Annotated in this window: 19 protein-coding genes and 1 pseudogene; 5 read left to right on the forward strand and 15 right to left on the reverse strand. The window is 69.9% G+C overall.

What is annotated here, in order from left to right; genetic code table 11:
• Positions 1-232: pseudogene (locus HMPREF9056_RS14730) on the reverse strand (glycerol kinase); the annotation flags it as partial.
• Between the two features lie 521 nt (positions 233-753).
• Between HMPREF9056_RS14730 and rpmB the strand changes: the two are divergent.
• Positions 754-945, forward strand: a complete 192-nt coding sequence (gene rpmB / locus HMPREF9056_RS09970) for a 50S ribosomal protein L28 (protein ID WP_003785965.1) — start codon at positions 754-756, stop codon at positions 943-945.
• Between the two features lie 109 nt (positions 946-1054).
• On the opposite strand, the gene HMPREF9056_RS09975 is transcribed toward rpmB, so the two are convergent.
• Both HMPREF9056_RS09975 and HMPREF9056_RS09980 read right to left on the reverse strand, forming a co-directional pair.
• Entirely contained in the window at positions 1055-2152 is a 1098-nt protein-coding gene (locus tag HMPREF9056_RS09975; protein WP_034514374.1) for a thiamine-phosphate kinase, read from the reverse strand.
• Entirely contained in the window at positions 2139-3305 is a 1167-nt protein-coding gene (locus HMPREF9056_RS09980) for a D-alanine--D-alanine ligase family protein (RefSeq protein WP_009746903.1), read from the reverse strand. The genes HMPREF9056_RS09975 and HMPREF9056_RS09980 overlap by 14 nt, the downstream gene beginning before the upstream one ends.
• Before the next feature lie 95 nt (positions 3306-3400).
• Between HMPREF9056_RS09980 and HMPREF9056_RS09985 the strand changes: the two genes are divergently transcribed.
• Positions 3401-4033 carry an AMIN domain-containing protein gene (locus HMPREF9056_RS09985; protein WP_009746904.1) on the forward strand — a complete coding sequence of 211 codons (633 nt, stop codon included), beginning with the start codon at positions 3401-3403 and terminating at the stop codon, positions 4031-4033.
• A gap of 67 nt (positions 4034-4100) precedes the next feature.
• On the opposite strand, the gene HMPREF9056_RS09990 is transcribed toward HMPREF9056_RS09985, so the two are convergent.
• The 5 genes from HMPREF9056_RS09990 to leuC all read right to left on the reverse strand — a co-directional run bounded on the left by HMPREF9056_RS09990 (position 4101) and on the right by leuC (position 9897).
• Positions 4101-5144 carry an NAD(P)H-dependent glycerol-3-phosphate dehydrogenase gene (locus HMPREF9056_RS09990; protein WP_034514375.1) on the reverse strand — a complete coding sequence of 348 codons (1044 nt, stop codon included), beginning with the start codon at positions 5142-5144 and terminating at the stop codon, positions 4101-4103.
• A complete protein-coding gene (locus HMPREF9056_RS09995; protein ID WP_009746906.1) occupies positions 5141-5959 on the reverse strand; it encodes a 1-acyl-sn-glycerol-3-phosphate acyltransferase in 819 nt (272 codons plus the stop codon). Before HMPREF9056_RS09995 ends, HMPREF9056_RS09990 begins: the two co-directional genes overlap by 4 nt.
• Before the next feature lie 130 nt (positions 5960-6089).
• On the reverse strand, positions 6090-7412 hold the full coding sequence (gene murA, locus HMPREF9056_RS10000; protein ID WP_034514425.1) for a UDP-N-acetylglucosamine 1-carboxyvinyltransferase: 1323 nt from the start codon (positions 7410-7412) through the stop codon (positions 6090-6092).
• Between the two features lie 240 nt (positions 7413-7652).
• Positions 7653-8306, reverse strand: a complete 654-nt coding sequence (leuD, locus tag HMPREF9056_RS10005; RefSeq protein WP_009746908.1) for a 3-isopropylmalate dehydratase small subunit — start codon at positions 8304-8306, stop codon at positions 7653-7655.
• A 55-nt stretch (positions 8307-8361) separates the two neighbouring features.
• Positions 8362-9897, reverse strand: a complete 1536-nt coding sequence (gene leuC / locus HMPREF9056_RS10010) for a 3-isopropylmalate dehydratase large subunit (protein WP_009746909.1) — start codon at positions 9895-9897, stop codon at positions 8362-8364.
• A 149-nt stretch (positions 9898-10046) separates the two neighbouring features.
• Here leuC and HMPREF9056_RS10015 point away from each other — a divergent pair, with 149 nt between their 5' ends.
• Entirely contained in the window at positions 10047-10784 is a 738-nt protein-coding gene (locus HMPREF9056_RS10015; RefSeq protein WP_009746910.1) for an IclR family transcriptional regulator, read from the forward strand.
• Positions 10785-10827: 43 nt separating this feature from the next.
• Here HMPREF9056_RS10015 and HMPREF9056_RS10020 read toward each other — a convergent pair whose 3' ends face one another.
• From HMPREF9056_RS10020 to HMPREF9056_RS13775, 3 genes are all read right to left on the reverse strand, one after another.
• Entirely contained in the window at positions 10828-11973 is a 1146-nt protein-coding gene (locus HMPREF9056_RS10020) for a glycosyltransferase family 4 protein (RefSeq protein ID WP_009746911.1), read from the reverse strand.
• Between the two features lie 74 nt (positions 11974-12047).
• Positions 12048-12503, reverse strand: a complete 456-nt coding sequence (nrdR, locus tag HMPREF9056_RS10025; RefSeq protein ID WP_009746912.1) for a transcriptional regulator NrdR — start codon at positions 12501-12503, stop codon at positions 12048-12050.
• A gap of 107 nt (positions 12504-12610) precedes the next feature.
• Positions 12611-13249: a LysM peptidoglycan-binding domain-containing protein gene (locus tag HMPREF9056_RS13775; protein ID WP_253270001.1), complete on the reverse strand. Its 639-nt coding sequence runs from the start codon at positions 13247-13249 to the stop codon at positions 12611-12613.
• Between the two features lie 318 nt (positions 13250-13567).
• Between HMPREF9056_RS13775 and lexA the strand changes: the two genes are divergently transcribed.
• On the forward strand, positions 13568-14368 hold the full coding sequence (gene lexA, locus HMPREF9056_RS10035; protein ID WP_034514376.1) for a transcriptional repressor LexA: 801 nt from the start codon (positions 13568-13570) through the stop codon (positions 14366-14368).
• 113 nt (positions 14369-14481) lie between these two features.
• On the opposite strand, the gene HMPREF9056_RS10040 is transcribed toward lexA, so the two are convergent.
• The 4 genes from HMPREF9056_RS10040 to HMPREF9056_RS10055 form a co-directional block, all read right to left on the reverse strand.
• Positions 14482-15483 (reverse strand): L-lactate dehydrogenase, encoded by a 1002-nt coding sequence (locus HMPREF9056_RS10040; RefSeq protein ID WP_009746915.1) that lies wholly within the window; start codon positions 15481-15483, stop codon positions 14482-14484.
• A 120-nt stretch (positions 15484-15603) separates the two neighbouring features.
• The gene (locus tag HMPREF9056_RS10045) at positions 15604-17661 is read right to left on the reverse strand and encodes an ATP-dependent DNA helicase (protein ID WP_050793052.1); all 2058 of its coding nucleotides are present in this window, start codon (positions 17659-17661) and stop codon (positions 15604-15606) included.
• 7 nt (positions 17662-17668) lie between these two features.
• Positions 17669-19231: a GTPase HflX gene (hflX, locus tag HMPREF9056_RS10050; RefSeq protein ID WP_009746917.1), complete on the reverse strand. Its 1563-nt coding sequence runs from the start codon at positions 19229-19231 to the stop codon at positions 17669-17671.
• Positions 19232-19371: 140 nt separating this feature from the next.
• Complete coding sequence (locus HMPREF9056_RS10055) at positions 19372-20745, reverse strand: MFS transporter (RefSeq protein WP_009746918.1); 1374 nt, start codon at positions 20743-20745, stop codon at positions 19372-19374.
• A 31-nt stretch (positions 20746-20776) separates the two neighbouring features.
• Here HMPREF9056_RS10055 and HMPREF9056_RS10060 point away from each other — a divergent pair, with 31 nt between their 5' ends.
• Positions 20777-21385 (forward strand): class I SAM-dependent methyltransferase, encoded by a 609-nt coding sequence (locus tag HMPREF9056_RS10060; protein ID WP_009746919.1) that lies wholly within the window; start codon positions 20777-20779, stop codon positions 21383-21385.
• Positions 21386-21389 lie beyond the last annotated feature (4 nt).

Here is a 21389-nt window from a genome sequence, read left to right on the forward strand (position 1 = left end):
CGGCGGCCCGCCCCAGCCGGTGAAGGGCGTCGGAGGCCGAGCGCAGGGTGAGCAGAACATTGGTTCCCGTGTCCGCGTCCGGCACGGGGAAGACATTGAGAACGTCCACGAGATCACGGGTCTGATCAGCGACGATCTCCGCCAGCGCGATCCACCGCCGCACTGTGGATCCCTGCAGCACGTAGGCGCCTGAGACAGGGGTAGCGGGGCGGTGTCCTTGCGACTGCGCCATCTTCGCCTCCCCTGGGTCCTGGCTGCGACCACCACACCATGTGTCTCACGCTGCGAACACCTTCTGTTCCACTGCATGATCTGCATATGTGCCGGCGTTCAGCGAGCCTGGTTCATGGCTGGGCCGAGCCTCTGGGTTGATATGTAGTTTTAGAGTACCTGCCCGGGCACATTCCTCCCACCGGAGCGAGGGCCGCCAGCGACGGCCCGTTCTGCCCCAAGAGGGCCAATTGGACAACCGAACCACTGACACGCTGGTCAAACTGCCTACCACCTCCCTCGCTTAGGGCAAACGTTCATCATATGGTGAGATCCAGCACGTTTTGTCGTTGGTCGAGCGCACGACTTCTGGGCTTCGACCACCGCGACGTGTGCCCGAACCCACGCCCTGGCGGCTTGGGAGGCGACGAGAGGGTCCGCTATTGTGTTCGGGTTGCCCAGCGCTCTGCGTCTGGGCGGTAAGACCTGGCGCCAGGCATCATCGGCCTGAGCGTTGAAGCATTGAAGATCAGGAGTGAGACCGTGGCTGCTGTGTGCGACGTTTGCGGCAAGGGCCCCATCTTCGGCAAGAGCGTCTCGCACTCCCACGTGCGGACCAACCGCCGGTGGAACCCCAACATCCAGCGTGTGCGTGCTCTCGTCAACGGCGCCCCCAAGCGCCTCAACGTGTGTACGTCCTGCCTCAAGGCCGGCAAGGTGACGCGCAACATCTGAGCGCATCACCTCGAGTCCTTCGAGCACGAGGCCGCCGCTACCACCACCAGCAGCCGGCGGCCTTTGTCGTGCTCCTGTCGCGCCTCGGCGCTCTCTCAGGAGAGGACGTTCAGACCCTGGCGAAGTGGTCCCAGCCGGTGCGCTCCTGGACAGGTTCTCCCCCCAGGAGGACACCTGGTCGGTGGCCCAGCGCGCGTGCCGATGGGGCCTGCGGGTCCAGGACGCGGCCGATCACGCTGACGTCCGCCGGTAGAGGGGTTGAGGGGGCCGCCGGGACGGTGGCGAGCATCCCATGGTCCTCTCCCCCGGTGAGCAGCCATGTGCGGGCCAGAGCACGCGCTGTCGCCCCTTCGCCGCCCGCCACGAGCGCGGCGACCGGTTCGAGGAAGGACATGTCGGGCAGATCGCCCGGGTCATCCAGGTCGATGACGACGCCGCTGGCCTGGGCGATCCGTCCGGCGTCGCGCAGCAGCCCGTCCGAGACGTCCATCATGGAGGTGGCTCCGGCATCGGCCAGGGCCGGGCCGGCTGCCAGCGCCGGAGTGGGCGCGCGGAAGGCGGCGAGGCAGGCCCGAGCCTGAGTCGGGTCCCCATCCTGCTCAGCTGCCGCCACGATCTGCGACCCGGCGCTGAGCAGTGCCAGCCCTGCCGCACTGCGCCCCAGGGCGCCGGCATGGACGACGAGGTCGCCGGGGCGGGCACCGCTTCGCAGGACCGGCGCCCGGCCCTCGAGGTCTCCCAGGACCGTCACCGACACGACCAGCGACTCCCCACCACTGAGATCGCCGCCGACGACACCCGCCCCGCAGGGCTCACAACCCTGAGCCAGTCCCTGAGCGAAGTCCCGCACCCATGTCACCGGCGTGGTCGGCGGCATGACGAGACCGACGACGAGGGCGACCGGCCGGGCCCCCATGGCGGCGGCGTCGGCGAGGTTCTGGGCCGCAGCCCTTTCGCCGACGTCGCGTCCCGTGGACCACTCGGTGCGGAAGTGGTGCCCCTCGACCAAGACGTCGGTGCTCACCACCGTGCGGGCGTCGGTGAAGGACACCACCGCGCAGTCGTCCCCGGTGCCGACCGGGGTCTGTGCGGCACTCGGCAGGAAGGGGGTGATGATCGCGAGGAGCTCCTCCTCACTGAGGTCACCGACCCGCATCTGCTCACCCACGGCCTCACCACCGGGAGGAGACGGCTCAGCGGTTGACATCGGTGGAGCGGACAAGGGCCAGCTCGATGAGCTCTGAGACCAGGTCGGTGTAGCCCAGACCGGAGACCTGCCACATGTAGGGGTACATGGAGAAAGGGGTGAAGCCGGGCATCGTGTTGATCTCGTTGACGACTGCCTCGCCGGCCTCGGTGAGGAAGAAGTCGACACGGGCCAGGCCCTCGCAGCCCACGGCCTCGAAGGCCCGGGCGGCGGTGTCCATGATGAGCGCGCGCTCCTCGGGGCCGATGCGCGCCGGGCAGACCATGGCGACGGCGTCGTGGGCAAGGTACTTGGTCTCGAAGTCGTAGAACTCACCGGCGCCATGGGAGGCGTCCATGGCGATCTCGCCGGGTTCGGCCACCCGGGGGGCGTCGTCGCCGCGCCCCTCAAGGACGGCGACCTCGACCTCACGTCCCACGATGCCGCTCTCCACGAGGACCTTGGGGTCGATCGCGCGAGCGGCCTCGATGGCACCGGGAAGGTCCTCGGGGCGCTCGACCTTGCTGATGCCCAAGGAGGATCCAGCGCGGGCGGGCTTGACGAACAGAGGGTAGCTCAGGGACCGGCAGGCGTCCAGGATCACCTCGGGATCGCGCTTCCAGGCGTGGGGGCCGACGACGACGTGCGGCGCCGTGGCGATACCGGCTGCTCCCAGAAGCACCTTGGTGACCTGCTTGTCCATGCCCGCGGCGCTGGCCAGCACCCCGCAGCCGACGTAGGAAACACCCATCATCTCCAGCATGCCCTGGATGGTTCCGTCCTCGCCGTAGGGTCCGTGCAGAAGCGGGAGGACGACGTCGATCTGGCCGAGGACCCGGGGGCCCGTGGGCCCGAGCACGGTGAGCTCGCCGCCTCCCAGCGGGGCGGAGAGCGCCCCCTGCCCCAGTCCGTCAGTGGTGATCTGTACCGGCGGCCGGCTGTCGCTCAGCTCGAGAGCGGCCGGGTCGTCCTCGACGAGCACCCACCGGCCCTCGGGCGTGATGCCCACAGGGAGGACCTCATAGCGGTCTCGGTCAATGGCCGACAGGACTCCGGCGGCGGTGGCGCAGGAGATCGTGTGCTCACCGCTACGGCCACCGAAGACGACGGCGACACGCACCTTGGACTTGTCAGGACGGGGAACGGAGGGGCCGGTTTCCTGAAGATCTGTCATAGGTCCCAACGCTACCGCGCAGGACCTCGTATGCTGTTAACGCACAGAGACACCGGAATAAAGCGGGCGCTTCGGACGCCCCGCGAAGTGAGGCAATGATGCACCACCGCTCCGTCACGCCACTCACCCTGCTGCTCAGCACGACCCTGGCACTGGGCGCCTGCTCGCTGAGTACGTCGTCGCCCTCCGCCGCTACCGGCACAGGGGCACCGGGAACTGCTGCGGAGGCCACGGCGCCACCCACTCACCCACGCCAGAACAGCTCGGACGCCCCGGACTGGGGCGCAGGATCCCAGGGGCAGCAGGCAGGAGAGGGCAGTACCCTCACGGTCGCCGACGTCAGGGTCGGAAACCACCCGGATGAGGGCTACAGCCGATTCGTGGTGGAGTTCGACGGCCAGGGGACGCCCGGCTGGAGCCAGCCGCAGTGGGACGTCCCGGTCTCCACCATGGGCAAGGGCGACCCGATCGAGGTTGAGGGGGAGCGCACGATGGTGATCCGGGGCAGCGGTGTGGCCGCTGTCCCTCCGGACGGGCAGAGGGTGAGCGGTCACCGCCAGATCGAGCTCGACAACTCCGCCAACGACGACCGGAGCATCGACTCGGCCTACATCGACCCCGGGTTCGAGGGAGAGTTCCAGGTGGTACTGGGCACCGACTCCCAGACCTACCGGGTCTTCAGCCTCTCCAACCCCACGCGTCTGGTCGTCGACATCGCCCTCGACTGAGCACAGGAACCGACCGCGTTCCCACAGATGTCTCGGACCAGTGGGCTCCAGAGGACCGCTGAACGGGCTAGGCCTGAGACGGCTCCGCGTGCACGCCCTCGGCCTTACGGGGGCGGGCCAGAAGAGCGTCCGTCACCTGGGCGACGCTGGCGGCGCCCTCGACAACGGCGACGACCCCGGCGGTGATCGGCATGTCCACACCGTGGGCCCGAGCCAGATCAAGGACGGCACGAGCCGACTTGGCGCCCTCGGCCACACCCCGGGAGGCTGCGGCGGCCTCGGCCACGCTCATCCCCTCACCGAGGTGACGCCCGAAGGTCTGGTTGCGGCTCAGGGGCGAGGAGCAGGTGGCCACCAGGTCCCCCATGCCGGCCAGCCCGGCGAAGGTCTCGGGCCGGGCGCCGAGCTCCAGGCCCAGGCGGGTGATCTCCACCAGGCCCCGGGTGATGATCGTGGCCTTGGAGTTGTCCCCCAGGCCCCGTCCCGCTGCGGCGCCAACGGCCAGGGCGATGACGTTCTTGACCGCTCCGCACAGCTCGACGCCCAGGACATCGGTGTTCGTGTAGGGGCGGAAGGTCCCGGTAGCGCACAGGGCGGCGATCCGGGCCGCGACCTGCTCGTCGTCGGCGGCCACCACGGTCGCGGTGGGTTGCCCGCCGGCGATCTCGTCGGCGAGGTTGGGCCCGGAGACGACGACGACACGGGAGCGGTCGATGCCCAGTACCTGGGCGAGGACCTCACTCATCCGCAGCCCGGTGCCCAGCTCGATCCCCTTCATGAGGGAGACGGCCACGGCGTCGTCGGCCAGGGCGCCCCGGACGGGCTCCAGCACCTTTCGGGCCTCCTGGGAGGGCACGGCCACGACGACGGCGCACGCCTCATCGACAGCGTCGGCCAGGTCGGTGGTGGCCGTGACGCCCGCCGGCAGGCGGTGGCCGGGAACGTAGCGCCCGTTGGTGCCGGCGTTGATCTCATCGGCGATCTCCTGGCGCCGTGCCCAGATCACCGTGGGAGTACCGGTCTGGGCCAGGAGGCCGGCGAAGGTGGTGCCCCAGGCTCCCGAGCCGATGACGGTCGCCCGCCGCACTGCCGCTGCACCGGAACCGCTCACTGCCCGGCCTCCTTCTGGCTCTCCCCAGTACTCTCGCAGGCCTTCTCGGTGTCGCCGGGCTCGTCGGGGTGCGGCTCGGGCAGCGGGTCAGGACGACGCACGCCGATCCTGCCCTTGCCAGGGTCGCCGTCGTAGTGCAGGTCGAAGGGGCGGGGGGCCTTCTCACCCCGGAGCTCCTCGACCAGGGCGGTGATGGCCCGCATGATCTCAGCGGTGCAGGCACGCACGGCCTCACGGTCCTGGGTGTCCGTCCCGAAACGGGACAGGTCCATGAGCTCACCGATGGTGACACGCACGTCCTTTCGCGGGAAAGGACGGAAGGAGCGCCCGTAGGTGTCCAGGATCTCATGGGCTCCCCACTGCCCCATGGGCAGAACAGGCGCTCCACTGGTCATGGCCAACCTGGCCGCGCCGGTCTTGGCGACCATCGGCCACTTAAGGGGGTCACGGGAGAGGGTGCCCTCGGGGAAGATCATGATGGCGCCGCCGTCGGCCAGGACATCACTGGCGGCCTTGAGGGCCGTAGCCGCGTTCTGGGTGCCCCGCTGGACCGGGATCTGGCCGCCGGCCCGCAGGATCGAGCCGAGCAGCGGCACCTTGAACAGCGTGGACTTGGCCAGGGAGTAGACCGGCACGTCGGTGTCGACCAGGGCGCGCATGGCTGTGAGCGAGTCGAGGTCAGTCAGGTGGTTGGCCACGGCGATGAAGCCGCCCTGACGGGGGATGTTCTCCAGACCGGTCACCTTCTGCCGGGAGACCACCTTGAGGAACGGGATGATCGCCCCGCGCGCGGCGAAGCGGTAGAACGGAGTCATGGGGCGTGTTGCAGGCACAGGTGAACTCTAACCGCTCAGCGAGCCGAGCGAGGTTCTCCGAGCCGTACCCGGCCCCGCGCGTGCGACCCAGCCGCCGGCCTCACTGATGCACGGCTGGCGGTAGCCTCAGTCAGGCCAGGCGGGTGACGGCGGCGTTGAGGGACTCGAGCTTGGACATGAAGTGCTCGTAGCCTCGGTCGATGAGGTTGACGCCCTCGACCCGGCTGGTGCCCTCGGCGGTCAGGGCCGCGATGAGGTGAGAGAAGCCGCCCCGCAGGTCGGGTACGACGATGTCGGCACCGGTCAGCCGCGTGGGCCCGGAGATGACCGCGGAGTGGTAGAAGTTGCGCTGCCCGAAACGGCACTCGGTCCCGCCCAGGCACTCGCGGTAGACCTGGATGGTGGCCCCCATCTTGCGAAGTGCGCCGGTGAATCCGAAGCGGTTCTCGTAGACGGTCTCGTGGACGATGGACAGGCCCTGAGCCTGGGTGAGCGCGACGACGAGGGGCTGCTGCCAGTCGGTCATGAAGCCGGGGTGGACGTTGGTCTCCACCACGATGGAGCGCAGGTCCCCGCCGGGGTGGTAGAAGCGGACGCCCTCGTCGGTGACGTCGAAGGCGCCCCCCACCTTGCGGAAGGTGTTGAGGAAGGTGGTCATGTGGCTCTGGTGGGCTCCGCGCACGAACACGTTGCCGCGGGTGGCCAGGGCGGCCGAGGCCCAGGAGGCGGCCTCGATGCGGTCCGGCAGAGCCGAGTGGGTGTAGCCGCACAGCTCGTCGACGCCCTCGACATGGATGGTGCGGTCGGTGTCCACCGAGATGATGGCGCCCATCTTCTGCAGGACGTCGACGAGGTCCATGATCTCGGGCTCGACGGCGGCGTTGCGCAGCTCGGTCAGTCCGTGAGCGCGTACGGCGGTGAGCAGGGTCTGCTCGGTGGCACCGACTGAGGGGTAGGGCAGCTCGATGACGGTGCCGTTGAGGCCACCCGGTGCCGTCAGCCGAATACCCTGGGCCTGCTTGTCGACAGTGGCGCCGAACTGCCGCAGGATCTCCAGGTGGAAGTCGATGGGGCGGTCACCGATACGGCAGCCGCCCAGGTCGGGGATGAAGGCCTCCCCCAGGCGGTGCAGGAGCGGGCCGCAGAAGAGGATCGGGATGCGCGAGGAGCCGGCGTGCGCGTCGATATCGGCCATGTGCGCGGACTCGACCTTGGAGGGGTCGAGCTGAAGGACGCCCTCGCGCTGGTCGTAGTCGATGCTCACGCCGTGCAGACTCAGCAGTCCCGAGACCACGTCGACATCACGGATGAGTGGGACGTTGCGCAGCACCGAGGGGGATGACCCCAGCAGGGCCGCCACCATCGCCTTGGGAACCAGGTTCTTGGCTCCGCGGACGGTGATCTCACCAGTCAGCGGGCGACCGCCCTCGACCTGGAGCAGACCGTCGACCATGCGCACCTCCATGACGTCATCTGGGTGCGCCGTGCGCGTGAGCCGGGTACCCAATCCTCGCGCGGGCGCGCGAGGCCGTCCCAGCATAAGCGCACCGACGGGACTCCCAGGACCGTTTTCACGTCCGCATCGGGTGGCCTTCGACTCACAGAAAGTCCTGATCAATAACTGACATCGCCGTGACAATTCCGATGAAATCGGCGTCGGGGAGCCACGACGACTCGTCTGATCCGGCCGCTGTCAGGGCTGAGGCATGTCCGCGGTCCTGGCCGAGACGACCTCCTGAGCAGGGAGGTGCTTGGCCGGCTGGGTACGCGGCTTGAAGGCCGGGCGAGCCTCCTCGTAGGCACGGATGGCGTCCTCCTGGGTCAGGGTCAGGGAGATGTCATCGAGCCCCTCCATCAGGATCCAACGCACGTAGTCGTCGATGGCGAAGGTGCAGCGGAAGGCCCCGACCTCGACCGTGCGGTTCTCCAGGTCCACGGTCACCTCGGTGCCGGGCTCGGTCTCGAGGATCTTCCACAGCTGCTCGCAGTCCTCCTGCGACACCACTCCGGCCACCAGCCCCTGCTTTCCGGCGTTGCCGCGGAAGATGTCGGCGAAGCGGGGAGCCAGGACGACCTTGAACCCGTAGTCCTTGAGGGCCCACACGGCGTGCTCGCGCGAGGATCCCGTACCGAAGTCGGGGCCCGCCACGAGCACCGAGGCCCGCTTGTAGGCCTCCTGGTTGAGGATGAAGTCGGGCTCACCGGCCCGCCAGGAGGCGAACAGGGCGTCGTCGAAGCCCGTGCGCGTGATGCGCTTGAGGTACACCGCCGGAATGATCTGGTCGGTGTCGACGGCGCTGCGCCGCAGCGGGGCGCCGATTCCGGTGTGCCGGATGAACTTGTCCACAGCCTCTTTCAGCTCCTTGCCTTACGTCTCTTCATCTCTTTCGCGGGGCCGGGCGCTACAGCGCAGTCACAGGGAGCGTGACCGACGCTGACGACGGCGCCGGCGGAACCGCTGTCACCACAGGAATGCCGGAGGCGCTCGAAACCGGCCCGCCGGCGGCGTCGGCCTCCTCCCATCCTGCTGACCGCGGGGGCAGGTCCCCCGGGGCGGACAGGGCCCCGCGCACGGCGGTGGCCGCGGCGACGACGGGCGAGACGAGGTGAGTGCGTCCCCCTTTGCCCTGACGCCCCTCGAAGTTGCGGTTGGAGGTGGAGGCAGCGCGCTCCCCGGAGGAGAGCTTGTCCGGGTTCATGGCCAGGCACATGGAGCAGCCGGCGTTGCGCCACTCGGCACCGAAGCTCTTGAAGACCCGGTCCAGCCCCTCGGCCTCGGCCTGCAGACGCACCCGGGCGGAGGCCGGTACCACGAGCATGCGCAGCCCTTCGGCCTTCTTGCGTCCGCGCACCACCTCGGCGGCAGCCCGCAGGTCCTCGATCCGGCCGTTGGTGCACGAGCCGATGAAGACGGTATCGACCTTGATCTCACGCAGAGGCGTTCCCGGAACGAGATCCATGTACTCCAGGGCGCGTTCGGCGGCGAGGCGCTCGGTGGCGTCGGCGATGTCCTCGGGGTCGGGGACCGTGGCCGACAGCGGAAGCCCCTGCCCGGGGTTGGTTCCCCAGGTGACGAAGGGCTCGATGTCCTTGGCCTCGAGGACGACCTCGGTGTCGAAGACGGCATCGGGGTCGGTGCGCAGGCTGGACCAGTACTCCACGGCCGCGTCCCAGTCGTCGCCGACGGGTGCGTGGGGGCGGTCCTTGAGGTAGTCGAAGGTGGTCTGGTCGGGGGCGATCATGCCTGCCCGGGCCCCGCCCTCGATGCTCATGTTGCAGATCGTCATGCGGGCCTCCATCGAGAGCTGCTCGATGGCGCGGCCGCGGTACTCGATGACGTGGCCCTGGGCGCCATTGGTCCCGATCTTGGCGATGATGGCCAGGATGATGTCCTTGGCCCCGCTGCCTGAGGGCAGGTCGCCGTCGATGGTGACGCTCATCGTCTTGAAAGGGGCGATGGGCAGGGTCTGGGTGGCCAGGACGTGCTCGACCTGGGACGTGCCGATACCGAAGGCGAGTGCTCCGAAGGCGCCGTGGGTAGAGGTGTGGGAGTCTCCGCACACCACGGTCATGCCGGGCTGGGTCAGCCCCAGCTGCGGGCCGACGGCGTGGACGATCCCCTGGTCGGCGTCCCCCAGCGAGTGCAGGCGCACCCCGAACTCGGCGCAGTTAGCGCGCAGGGTCTCGATCTGGGCGCGACTGGTGACGTCGGCGATCGGCAGATCGATGTCCAGGGTGGGGGTGTTGTGGTCCTCGGTGGCGATGGTCAGGTCGGTGCGGCGGACCTTGCGTCCGGCAAGACGCAGCCCCTCGAAGGCCTGGGGGCTGGTGACCTCGTGGACCAGGTGAAGGTCGATGTAGAGCAGGTCAGGGGCACCGTCGCTACCCTTGGACACCACATGATCACGCCAGACCTTCTCGGCGAGAGTCATTCCCATCGACTTACATCCTCTCAGAAACGGCTGTCAGCGGCCGTACCGCACCTCCGTCGCAGGTTCTCACCTGGACCTCAGGATGCTGACACTGTGCCGCTTCCGGGCACGACCTTAACTTGAAATCTCACACCTTGAAATGACAGTATCAGATTATGGACAGCTCCCTAGAGAACGACAGCAGCGGCGTCGGCGTGATCGACAAGGCGGCCCTGGTGATGAGCGCACTGGAATCAGGCCCGGCGACCCTTGCCCAGCTCGTGTCCGCCACTCACCTGGCCCGCCCCACGGCGCACCGCATCGCGGTCGCCTTGGAGTTCCACCGTCTGGTCACCCGCGACTCCCAGGGACGCTTCATCCTGGGCCCCCGACTCACTGAGCTGGCCAGCGCCGCGGGCGAGGACCACCTCCTGTCCGCCGCAGGCCCCGTGCTGACGGCCCTGCGGGACAAGACCCATGAGTCCGCGCAGCTCTATCGTCGTCAGGGTGATGTGCGCATCTGCGTGGCCAACGCCGAGCGCCCCATCGGTCTGCGCGACTCCATCCCTGTGGGCGCCACCATGTCCATGCAGGGCGGTTCGGCCGCCCAGGTGCTCCTCGCCTGGGAGGAGCCCGACCGCCTCCATCGCGGCCTGGTGGGCGCCCGCTTCACCGCCACTATGCTCTCCGCGGTCCGACGTCGGGGTTGGGCCCAGTCGGTCGGGGAGCGTGAGCCGGGGGTCGCCTCGGTCTCGGCACCGGTGCGCGGGCCGGGAGGCAAGGTCGTCGCCGCGATCTCCATATCCGGCCCCATCGAGCGCATGGGACGTCAGCCCGGCCGGGTCCACGGCCACGTGGTCATGGCGGCGGCGCGCCGCCTGTCTGAGGTGCTCAGCGACACCGGCGTCGCCTGACGCGCGCCCCTGAGCCCTCCGACCTCCCCGGCCCGGCCCAAGACTAGCGAGCGCCTCGCAGGTCGATGGCGCGATGGTAGGCCTCGACGTTCATCTGGACCACGGACCCCCATACAGGCAGGGGGGTGATCTCGTAGTTGTGGGCCTTGATGCGCCCGAGCAGATCGTCATCCCCCAGAAGAGCGGCGAGCTCACGGGCCAGGCCGGTCTCGTCGTCGGCGAGGAGACCGTCAACGCCATCGGTCACGAAGTCACTGACTCCGCTGGAGCGCAGCGCCACGACCGCCAGTCCCGCGGTGCGGGCCTCGAGGGTGGAGATGCCGAAGGAGTCGGCGGGCGAAGTCTGCAGGTAGATGTCGGCACGGGTGAAGGCCCGGGCGAGCTCACTGCGCTCAACGCGCCCCACCAGGGTGATGCGGTCAGCCAGGCCGGAGTCGGTGACCTCCTGGGCGAGCCTGTCGCGCAGCGGGCCGTCCCCGTAGATCCTGAGGAGGGCATCGGTTCCAGGAGTGCTTCTGACCGCCTGGGCGAAGGCACGCACGACCTGCAGAGGACGTTTGCGCTCGATCCAGCGCAGGGAAGCCACCACCGTGACCGGCCGGTGCGCCCCGATCACCTGAGGTCCGGGGCGCTCCAGCCGCCAGTCATCGACGGTGATGCCGTTGGGCAGGACGGTCACCGGATCATAAGCCCCGGCGCGCCGGACATCGGCGGCCAGCATGGAGGACACGGCCGTCAGATCGGCACCGCCGCGCTGCCACAGCCGCACGGGGCCAACAGGCCCCAGCACCCCGGCCGCCGACGCCCAGGGCCCCAGGACGCAGTGGAAGGTGACGGCCAGCGGGAGTCCCACCCGCCGGGCCGCAGCGATACCGGACCACGCGAAGGGGGAGACGATGCCGACGTGGGCGTGAACGACATCGGGACGCAGGCGGGACATGAGCTCACCCAGCTCACGCCCGGCTCGTGGGTGCACGGGCAGCTCACCGGGCAGGTTCGCGGTGGTGCGGTAGACCGGGAAGCCATCGTCCCGCTCGACGCTGCGGCCGCGATCATCACCAACCGGTGTCGCGGTGACGACGGCGGGCTCGTGGCCGGCCAGCCTCAGGTTGTGGGCGAGGTCCTGCACCTGGGTCTCGATGCCGCCCAGCCTGGGCGCATAGCAGTCGGAGACGATGAGAACGCGCATGACCTCAAGTCTGCCACGCCGCCTTCCTCGCGCGTGCTCTTCAGGGGCCGTCCATGATCCGTGCGTCGCTGAGGCTAGGAGCCGACCTCGGCGCGGCGCAGCTCGGCGATGGCGGTCTCGAAGTCCTCCAGGGAGTCGAAGGAGGAGTAGACCGAGGCGAAGCGCAGGTAGGCGATCTGATCCAGATCGCGTAGAGGGCCGAGGATCGCCAGACCGACATCGTGAGAGTCGACGAGGGCCTGACCTCCTGCACGGATGGCCTCCTCGACCTTGTGCGCCAGGAGCGCGAGCTGATCGTCGGAGACAGGGCGCCCCTGACAGGCCCGCCTGACTCCGACCATGACCTTGTCGCGACTGAAGGGCTCCACGACGCCGGAGCGCTTACAGACCGACAGGCTGGTGGTCTCCAGAGTGGTGAAACGGCGTCCGCACTGCTGACACTCACGTCGGCGGCGGATCGAGGTGCCGTCCTCCGCGGTCCGGGAGTCGACGACCCGAGAGCCGTCATGACGGCAGAAGGGGCAGTGCACGCCTCCGACCTCCGATCTCACTGGACTACCTGTCAGTCCATCGGAGACTAAACGCCCGGCGGGCCGCCCCGCAAGCCTGCCCCACAGTGCGACCAGCACACGGGCGCTCAGGCAGAGGGGACCTCAAGGGTCTGTCCGGCACGGACGGTGGTGTCCTGAAGGTCGTTGAGCTCGACGATCCGAGCCACCGTCCCCGCAACGTCCGAGGTGCCGCTCGCCGCGGCGATCTCCCACAGGGACTGACCAGGACGAACGACGGTGGTGACCGTGCTGACCGGTGCCTGACCGGCCACTGCGGCTGAGGTCGAGGAGGTCAGGCCCACCAGCCCGCCGAGCATGAGTCCGCAGCAGGCGAGCACAATCGCAGCGATGACGACGAGGGAATCATCGCGGAGAAGACGCAGGTCCACCCGAGAGCGCACCGTCCGCCCAGGTCGGCCCGGCCGACCCTGAGATGCAGCACCGACATCGCTCCGCACCCGCTGCGAACCGCTGTCGTCCTGAGAGCCCGCCCGCAGCCTGGCGGCGCGCACCGCAGGGTGCTGGGGAGCCAGCGCCTCCAGCTCTGAGCGGCGGTCACGCAGCGCCGCAGGCCTGGAGGGACGACGCATCGACGATGGCGTCGGGATCGAGTCGGACGCCACCGAGAGGTGTCGAACGGAGGCGTCGTCGCCGCAGCGCTCCGAGACCTCCGGGACGAAGTCATCCGTGACCAGCCGCAGTCGAGGCCGCGAGGAGCTCCGCACGGCCGGCTGCCTGTCGGAGGCTTCCGAAACCTGTCCGGTAGTGCACCCACGCCCCCGGACCCGAGACGCCGGACGGGGCGGGGGCAGGACTGCGATGGCGCTCATATCTTCCTCCTGAACACATGTTCGACAAACGCTTGTTCGACACACTAGCGCCTGACGGGCGACACGTCCAGCATTTCTTCGAACATGTGTTTGAATCGTGGTCGTCTCGCCGTTAGGCTTGTTGCATCCAAGAAGATCACGGACCACCGACATCTATGTCGCGCCCTTAACGCCTGCGGGCCTGAGGGCTGTCCAGCAGGGAGGGCCAGGACCATGAGCACCACGGCTGACCGGGGCAACGCACCAGCATCGGCCTCACCCGCAGGTACGGACGCAGGCGAGGCAGTCACCCGCATGGACACCGGCGCACTCACTGAGGCCGTCAGCGGTCTCGACAAGCGGGCCCGGGCGGTCTACGAGGCAGTCTGCGAGGCCATCGCCGCCCACGGATACCCTCCCTCGCTGCGGGAGATCGGTAAGCAGGTGGGCCTGACCAGCCCCTCCTCCGTCAAGCACCAGCTGGACAAGCTCGAGCACCTGGGCCTGGTACGCCGGAACCCCAACCGCCCCCGGGCGATGGAGGTGATCGGCGCCCATCACGACGCCGGCCCCCGTGGAGACGTACCCGTGGACGTCTCGTCCGCCGTCTCACTCGAGGCTCCCCGGGTCCTGGGGATTGAGGACGGGGACGCGGTCGCCGTGCCGCTGGTGGGGCGGATCGCCGCCGGGGCCCCGATTCTGGCGGAGCAGGACATCACCGACGTCATGGCGCTGCCCCGTCGCCTCACCGGCCAGGGCGAGCTCTTCATGCTGGAGGTGCACGGGGACTCGATGATCGAGGCCGCCATCTGCGACGGAGACTGGGTGGTGGTGCGCTCACAGCCGGACGCGGCCAACGGCGAGATCGTGGCGGCGATGGTCGAGGACGTCGACGGAGCCTCGGCGACGGTCAAGGTGCTCTCGCGCCGTGACGGTCACCAGTGGCTGCTCCCCCGTAACTCCAGCTACGCCCCGATCGACGGTGACCGCGCCACGATCATGGGCAAGGTGGTCACGGTGCTGCGGTCCCTGTAGGGGCTGCCGGTGGGCGCACTGACGACCAAACCCGGCTCATATCCGTACGACTGAAGGCCCGCCCCGGTGACCGGGGCGGGCCTTCAACGGCTCAGGTCGGTGATGCCGGAGGCTCAGTAGCCCAGACCGCGGGCGACCTCGCGAAGGTGGTCGGCGGAGGCGGTCAGGCGCTCCTTCTCATCGGCGGTCAGGGGCAGCTCGAGGCGACGCCCGGCGCCCTCGCGGCCCACAATCGTGGGGACGGCCATGCAGACGTCGGAGATGCCGTGCCAGTTGTCCAGCAGCGGGGAGATGGTGAGTACCCGCTGCTCGTCGTTGAGGACGGCGCCGATGATGCGCTGGACGGCCAGACCGACGGCGTAGTTGGTCGCGCCCTTGCCCTCGATGATGCGGTAGGCGGAGCGGACGACGTCGTGGGCGATGCGCTCGCGCTTGGACTCGTCGAACACACCGCCGTCGAGGGTGGTGCCCCACTGGGTGATCGGCACGCCGCCGATCTCGGTGGAGGACCACAGAGGCACCTCGGAGTCACCGTGCTCACCGGAGATGTACCCGTGGATGTTCTGGACGGCCGTGCCGGTCTCCAGGGAGATGAGGTAGCGCATCCGGGCCGTGTCCAGCACCGTGCCGGAGCCGAAGACCTGGTTCTCGGGCAGGCCGGTGATCTTCTTGGCGCAGTAGGTGACCACGTCCACCGGGTTGGCCACGAGGACGAAGATGGCGTTGGGGGCGACCTCCACGAGCCTGGGGAGGATCTTCTCCATGATGCCGACGGTGGCACCGGCGAGCTCGAGGCGGGACTGGCCCGGCTTCTGCTTGGCGCCAGCGGTGATAGCGATGACGTCCGCGTCGCGGCAGATCTCGGGGTCGTCGGAGCCTGAGACGGATCCGGCGGAGGTGAACTGGATTCCCTGGGCGATGTCGAGGGCCTCCGCCTCGACCTTCTCCTTGACGATGTCCTGCAGAACGACCTCACGGGCCACGCCCTTGGTCACGCAGGCGTAGGCGAGGGTGGAGCCGACGGCCCCGGCGCCGATGACGGCGACCTTGGAGGGACGGCCGGAACGGTTGGTGGGGTAGGAGCCTTCAGCGGTAGTGGTGATGTGGTCTGACACGTTCTTCTCCTCAGTGGGATCTGCTGGGCAGGACCGCAGGGCGCGAGCACCCGCTCACGCCAAGCCTACGTGCAGATCCTACTGAGGGGCACATACCGAAGGGCCCACCCGGAAGGTTCGCTACCTCTTTGGGACCTCGGGGCGGACGGACAGGCGCTGCAGAGCGGCGCGGACCACGTCGGGCTTCGTCGTCGGCCACAGGGCGGGCATGGACCGGGTGAGGAAGCCCCCGTAGCGGGCGGTGCGCAGGCGGGAGTCCAGGACGGCGACGACGCCGCGATCCTGGCTGCGGCGGATGAGCCGCCCCGCTCCCTGAGCCAGGAGCAGGGCGGCGTGGGTGGCGGCCACGCTCATGAAGCCGTTGCCTCCGGCGGCCACGACGGCGTCGGTGCGGGCTTGGGCGACCGGGTCGTCGGGGCGGGGGAAGGGGATGCGGTCGATGACGACGAGCCGGCAGGTGCGTCCGGGAACGTCCACGCCCTGCCACAGCGACAGGGTGCCCACCAGGCAGGCCGCCTCATCGTCTGCGAAGGCCTGCACCAGGGTGGGCAGCTGGTCGTCCCCCTGGGCGTAGACGGACAGGTCGGTGGCTCCGCGCAGCACCTCGGCGGCCTCCTGGGCGGCGCGCTTGGAGGAGAACAGCCCCAGCATGCCACCGCCGGAGGCCTCGACCAGTGCGATCATCTCGTCCAGGGCGGCCTCGGAGATGCCGGCGCCGGGGCGGGGCAGGTGGGCGGCCACGTAGAGGATGCCCTGACGGGGGTAGTCGAAGGGCGATCCGACGTCGATGCCTCTCCACGGCTGCTCGGCCAGCGACAGCCCCAGGGCCCGGGCCATGGGGTCGAAGCTCTCCCCCAGGGCGAGGGTCGCCGACGTCATGACGCTGGTGCGGCCGTTCAGCAGGTGGCCCGCCACCGAGCCGGCCACCTCGATGGGGGCCAGGAGGAGCCGCGGGGGCTCGGCGCCCATGCGGGGACGCTCGATCCAGGCGACGTCGCGCTTCTGGGCCACCGATTCCGAGGTCATGCGGTCCAGCGCGTCGACCAGGTCACCCACGGCGGTGCGCGCGATCGCGAAGCCCCCGGCGGCCTCACCGGAGCGGTCTCGGCCCAGGGCACGTGCCCGGTCGCGCACGTCGGAGGCGACCTGGCGGGCGGCACCGCCCAGGACCACGAGCGCATCGTGCAGGGCGGCGGGCAGAGGCGCCTCCAGCCGGCCGTCGGGCAGCTCGGCCAGGGCCAGCTGGAGGCTCTGCCCCGCCGACTCCAGCTCGCTGACCAGAACGGAGGCGTGCTTGCGGGCGGTGGCGGCGGTGCGCGCCACGGCGGCCGCCGACAGGGCGATGGTGCCCTGAGAGCGGACACGGTCGGCGAGCTCATGGGCCTCGTCGACGATGAGGACCTGGTGGTCGGGCAGGACCCCGGGGTTGCCGGCCACAACGACGCCGAGCATGGCGTGGTTGGTGACCACGAGGTCTGCCCGGGAGGCGTTGGCGCGGGCCAGCTCGGGGAAGCACTCGGCCTTCAGGGGGCAGGACTGTCCCAGGCACTCGGCGCGGGAGACGGAGACCTGCGCCCAGGCGCGCTGGGAGACACCGGGAACGAGGTCGTCCCGGTCACCGGTGTCCGTTCTGGCCGCCCACTCGCGCAGGCGCACCACCTGCTCCCCCAGGCTCGCATCGGCTCCGTGTCCGGCGGCCGGCTGGGCGATGGCGTCGCCGACACCGAAGAGCGCTGACTCGTCCTCGTCCTGCGGGTAGCCACCGTCCAGGCGGTGGCGGCACAGATAGTTCTGCCAGCCTTTGAGCAGGGCCACCTCGGGGCGGGTGCCGGTGACCTGCTCGACGGCGTCGGCCGCTACAGGCGCGTCCTTGGTGAGGACCTGCCGTTGGAGGGCCAGGGTGGCGGTGGAGACCACCACCCGGTCTCCTGTCTGCACGGCGTGGACCATGGCGGGCACCAGGTAGCCCAGGGACTTTCCCGTTCCGGTGCCGGCCTGCACCAGGAGGTGGGCGCCGTCGGCCACGGACCGGACGACCTCACGCACCATGGTGACCTGGCCCTGGCGGGGACTGCCGCCCATGGCGGAGATCGCGGTGTTCAGGACGTCCAGGGCCTGCTGGTCACCGGATCCGTCAGCGGCAGGCCGGCTCGGCTGGTCCGGTTCGGTTCGGGTCACGGTGGGCTCAGCCGACTGAGGCGCCGGCGGCATCCTCGATCTCGGCCGCCAGAGCGGAGCCGACGCGCGCGACCACGCGCGTACCGGTCTCGACGTAGTCGACCGTGTCGATCTCGCCCTCGGCGTGAACCCGGGAGACGAGGTCGCCACGAGAGTAGGGCACGACGACGTCGATACTCACCTGCGGGTGGGGCAGCATCCGCTCGATGCGGGTGCGCAGCTCCTCGATCCCCTCCCCCGTGCGGGCCGAGACCGCCACAGAGCCGGGTAGGCGGGTGCGCAGTGCCGCCAGGGTGACGGCGTCGGCGAGATCGGTCTTGTTGAGGACGATGAGCTCGGGCACGTCCAGGGCGTCGGGGATCTCGGACAGGACGGTGCGCACGGCCGCCACCTGGCTGAGCGGGTCGGGGTGGGCGGCGTCGACGACGTGGAGCACGAGGTCGGCCCCGGCCACCTCCTCCAGCGTGGAGCGGAAGGCCTCGATCAGCTCATGGGGCAGGTTGCGCACGAAGCCGACGGTGTCGGTGAGGGTGTAGGTGCGTCCCTCGGAGGTCTCGGCCCGCCGCACGGTGGGGTCGAGGGTGGCGAACAGGGCGTCCTCGACCATGATTCCGGCCTCGGTGAGGCGGTTCATGAGGGAGGACTTGCCGGCGTTGGTGTAGCCGGCGATCGCCACCGAGGGGATGGCCCCGCGTCGGCGTGAGCCGCGCTTGGTCTCGCGCGAGGGCGCCATGGCCTGGATCTCGCGGCGCAGGCGGGCCATGCGCTGGCGGATGCGACGCCGGTCGAGCTCGATCTTGGTCTCGCCGGGGCCGCGTGAACCGATGCCCTGGCCGGCGGCCACGCGGCCTCCGGCCTGCCGGGACATGGACTCTCCCCATCCACGCAGGCGCGGCAGGAGGTACTCGAGCTGGGCGAGCTCGACCTGGGCCTTGCCCTCGCGGGACTTGGCGTGCTGGGCGAAGATGTCCAGGATGAGGGCGGTGCGGTCGACGACCTTGACGCCGACGACGTCCTCCAGGGCACGGCGTTGGGAGGGGGCGAGCTCGCCGTCGACGATGACCGTGTCGGCTCCGGCGGCGGCCACCACGTCAGCCAGCTCGCGGGCCTTGCCGCTGCCCAGGTAGGTGGCCGGATCGGGATGGTCACGCTTCTGGATGACGGCGTCGAGGACCTGGCTGCCGGCGGTCTGGGCCAGGGCGGCCAGCTCGCGCAGGGAGGTGCCGGCGTCCTGGGAGTCGCGGGCCCCCGGCGCGTTACCGGTTGGCGCACCGGGTGAGGAGGCGTGCCGGGGCAGCTCGAGACCCACCAGGACCACCTTCTCCAGGCGGACCTGCCGGTACTCGACCTCACTGACGTCCTCCAGCTCGGTGGACAGGCCGGCCACGCGACGGCGGGCGGCACGGGCCTCACGCTCGAGGGAGCCGTCGTCAACACCGTCCGCATGCTCGTGCTGGGCGGCGGTGGAGGCCAGGGCGGTTCCGGTGCGGGACAGAACGCGGGCGACGACGTCATGAACGTCAGCGGCGGCCTCGGGTGTGGTGGAAGTGGCTGGGTGGTGATGGGTCACAAGAAGTCCTTCGTCGTATACCTGCGCCCCTCGCCGGGGGGTGATGGTTCGTCCGGGGCGTCGGCCGCCGGTTCAGCGCATACGAAGGATCCACATGGGGGTGATGCTACTGCCCACGGGTCTGGGAGGCCACCCGCTGCTCAGGCGGCGCGTCGGGCCAGCAGCGGAGTGAGGATCAGGCCTGCCGCGAGGACGGCGAGGGTCGGCCACAGCCGCCCCGCCTCGACACCGGCCCCGGTGGGGGCGACGAAGGCCGTGGCAACCGTCCCCAGGACAGCGCTGCCCGTGGCTCCGGCTATGGTGACGGCGGTGGCGGCCTGGGCGTGGGTGATGCCATCGGGCTCGGCGGGATCGGTGACGATGCGGTTCATGGTGTCCAGGTGGGTCAGGCCCATGCCGATGCTTGCCACGCCATAGCCCAGCGGCAGAGCCCACCAGCCCAGGTAGCCGGTCACCGCGACGATCATGACGACGATTCCGAGAGTGAAGAAGACTGCCGCTGCTGCCGTACGACATCGGTAGGCATCCGGTTCGCTCGCCGGTCTGGCACCACAGGCGATCGCGACGACCGACCAGCCGATGCCCCCGGCGGTCAGTGCCCAGCCGGTCTGCGTCGGGCTCATACCCAGAACGTCGTGGGAGCCGGGGGCCACCAGGTAGTCCACTGTCAGGAACAGGGCGCACACCCACATGAGGGTGGCGATGCCGGCGCGCCGGCCGAGCGCCAGGCGTAGGCTGCCTGCCGGAAGCACCTGAGAGCAGGACCAGAGCACCAGAGCGGCGCCGGCCAGTGCGCCGGGCCAGAACCAGGGGCTGGAGGCGCGCAGCGCCCCGATGAGCGCCACGCCCGCGGCCATGGCCAGGGCGGGCAGCCATGGCACCGCCTCGTCGTGCCCCGTCTCCTCATCCATGCTGAGGTCGCGGATCTGAGTGGCCATGACGGCCCGGGCAGCGATGAGCACGGGCAGATAGGCCACGAGGGCCCAGCGCCAGCCCCAGGAGGCGCTGATGCCGGAGGCGTAGACGGGACCGGCCAGGGCCGCCACGACCCACATGCCCGAGCCTGCCGCCAGGCACAGTCGTCTCCAGGCGTCGGGCAGGCCGGCAACCATCACCCCCATGGTCGCCGTTTCCAGGGCCCCGGCGGCCAGACCCCGCAGGATCTCCCCAAGGACGTAGACCTCGATACTCGGGGCGAGGGCCCCGGTAGCGGCGCCAGCCACGAGCAGGGCGGTGAGCGCGGTCATGAGGCGGTCGGGCCGCCATCGGGTGAGCATGGCCCCACCTAGCGGCATCGTGAGGAAGGAGGGGACCTGGGCCGCGGCGGTCACCAGACCGTAGGTGTTGCGGGCGTCCATCTCGGTGGCCAGCAGCGGCAGGACCGTCTGGTTGAGGTAGACCTGCATGCCCGCCAGCAGCTCGACGACGAGCACGGCCAGTGCCAGGTGGCCCGTCCGCGAGCCGAGCAGCGCCCGGATCGAGGGACTGCTGGTGGAGCTGGGCGGGGCACTCATGCGCGTCAGGCTACGCGGGTAGCCTGCGGGTGTGAGCGAGCACTACTTCACCGTCTTCCCCGCCGTCGAGGCTGAGGAACGCACTCACCGGTTCTCGATCCGCGGCGTCGAGCACACGGTGGTCACGGCCTCGGGCGTCTTCAGCGCCGACCGCCTCGACAAGGGCACACAGGTCCTCCTCGACCACGTCCCCGATCCGCCCGAGACCGGTTCCTTTCTCGACCTGGGATGCGGCTGGGGCCCGATCACGCTGGCCCTGGCCGACGCCGCTTCTGGGGCCACGGTCCTGGCGGTCGATGTCAATGAGCGCTCGCTGGCCCTGACCGCCCGCAACGCCGAGACCGCAGGCCTGGACAACGTACGCACATCCCCGGCCGAGGCGCTGTTGACCGAGCTGCGAGAGAGCTCCAGAACGGTGGACCTCATCTGGTCCAATCCCCCGGTACGCATCGGCAAGGAGGCCCTGCACACGCTGCTGCTGGACTGGCTGCCGCTTCTGTCCGACGACGGCGAGGCCTGGCTGGTGGTGCTCAAGAACCTGGGGGCCGACTCCCTGGCGGCCTGGCTGAGGGATCAGGGCTGGGACGTGAGCCGGCAGGCGTCGTCGAAGGGCTTCAGGGTGCTGCGGGTGCGCCGCTGACCGG

Source organism: Actinomyces sp. oral taxon 170 str. F0386, from assembly GCF_000195595.1.
In the GTDB taxonomy this organism is placed as follows: domain Bacteria; phylum Actinomycetota; class Actinomycetes; order Actinomycetales; family Actinomycetaceae; genus Actinomyces.